Raw genomic sequence first — 1,991 nt, 5'->3', positions numbered from 1 at the left:
TCCTCCCCAGGAAGTTTCTGCCCTCGTCATCCAAGGTGATCATCTCTGGGCCGGGGGTCAGGCAGGGGTCTTTCAAATTGCTTTACAACCTCCCCATACCGTTGAACCCCTCCAATGCGATCGCCCGTTGCAATTCGTCCGTGCCCTAGCAATCGATGCCGACGGTGTGCTCTGGATTGGCCATGGCAACGGTTTAAATTATGTCGATGCCCAAGGGTGCCACCCCTATCAATCCGATAAGCCGTTTTTTCAAGGTCAAATTAATGCCCTCTATGTGGATCGGGCGGGTCAACTTTGGATCGGCACCTGGGAGGGAGCAGCGGTCAAGGAAAACAAGGATTGGCACTTTTTAACCCCGGCGGATGGACTACCGGATCGGATGGTAAATGTCATTCATCAAGATGCCGAGGGGGGAATGTGGTTTGGCTCGGCGGTGGCTCCTAAAGGCGGGTTAAGCCACTGTATTAAGAAATCCTGCCAACTTTTTTCGACGGCCAATGGGCTGGCCCATAATAACATTACAAGCCTATTTAGCGATGATACAGGGCATCTCTGGGTGGGCATGGGTCTTTTTGATCGTGGTGGCCTCGCTCGCCTGGAACGAAGCACGACTGGTTGGGCGATCGCCCAAATTTTCACCAAAGCAGATGGCCTTGCTGGAGAAAAAGTCCGCTCCATCTACCAAGATCAAACCGGGGTGCTGTGGTTTGGCTCTGAATATGACGGTTTAGCTCGCTTAGATTCCCAGGGACGATGGCTCATTCTCACGGAAGCCGATGGTCTGGCGGATCAGGAGGTAAAGGCAATGGTACAGGATCGATTTGGTAATCTCTGGCTCGGTACCCGTAACGGCATTACGCGACTCGATGCCCAATATTTACGCAATTTAGGGGAGCAATAACCATGGCTGCTTCTTCTAATGGGCAAAGCCAACGGGCACCGAAAACCCTGGTGCAATTGCTGGGCTGGCTTTTAAAAGCTTTTCTGCAAGCATTACCCCGCCAAATCGTGGTTGGGGTTATCGTCGGTGGCGTGATGTGGCTGGTGCATACTTTCCTATTGGTTGGTGTGAACGAAGGGTTTAATCCGACCACAAATCCTTGGCTCGGTTCCGTCTTGGTGATCTCGGATCAGCTTGTACCCGGCACATTATTTTGGCTATTTAGTGGCATTTTGGTGGGTCACCTATTTCGGGGCACCCTGGGTAACTATCTCAAGGGGATCGGTCAACTGCCGCAAATCTGCGTGGATGTTGGCCAACAAGCGAGTCAATTTCAAAGTCCTTTCCCCTGGGTGGGTCTGGCGGTGGCGATCGCCTTTAGTACCTTTTTAGGGAACCTGCTGGTGAGCATCCAAATCGCTCTGTTTGCCCTGGCCGCCATTTGTGAACCCCAACATCTCCTGCGCCTTGCGGCTCAGTTGGGTTGGCAAGATGCCCATCGCCTATTTCGCCATCAATCTCCCCCAGCTTTATCCCAGGTCACGTTACAAACCCTCTTAGCTGGCCTTATGGTGGGTTATCTCATTGCGGCCATTTGCTTCTGGTTTTTTGGCGGCATTCCCCAATTACTTTTCCTCGGGGCGATCGCCATTGCTCTTGTTCTCATTTTTAGAAACAATCAACCGCCATCGACCCAGACTTTAATACTGCTATCGCTCAGTTTGGTAGGGTTTTACGTCGCCCATGGCATTCCTGTCCTCGCCGATGACTGTGGTTGGCAAGAAGCAGGTGGTAGCCTAGATCGCTGGTTAGCCAGTGGCCCCTGCGTTATCACAACAGCGACCCTCGGTTTTCCTGCTGCGGGTGGTTTCTGGACAGGCTGGATTTTAGGTAATTTACCTTCAATTCCCACAGTTATCTATGGCACTGGCACGCCGGATGATCCTTTTCGCGACTATCCTGATGCCAATAATCCCCCCTGGAAACAAGGCATCTACGGCACGGGTACAAAAGAAGATCCTTTCCGCGATTATCCCGATGTGAATAATCC

General features: G+C 52.1%; 1 protein-coding gene and 1 pseudogene. Both read left to right on the top strand.

Annotation, left to right across the window (positions count from 1 at the left end; genetic code table 11):
• Positions 1–901, top strand: a 901-nt coding sequence (locus tag AACT35_RS08565) for a ligand-binding sensor domain-containing protein (protein ID WP_099239814.1), incomplete at its 5' end; no start/stop codon positions are given.
• Positions 902–903: 2 nt separating this feature from the next.
• A pseudogene (locus AACT35_RS08560) lies at positions 904–1,991 on the top strand (hypothetical protein); the annotation flags it as partial.

The sequence above is a fragment of the Synechococcus sp. BDU 130192 genome, assembly GCF_963876085.1.
Taxonomy (GTDB): Bacteria; Cyanobacteriota; Cyanobacteriia; order Cyanobacteriales; family MRBY01; genus MRBY01.
Note: the sequence above shows the minus strand (reverse complement) of the source record. Positions and strands in the feature narration are given on the sequence as shown.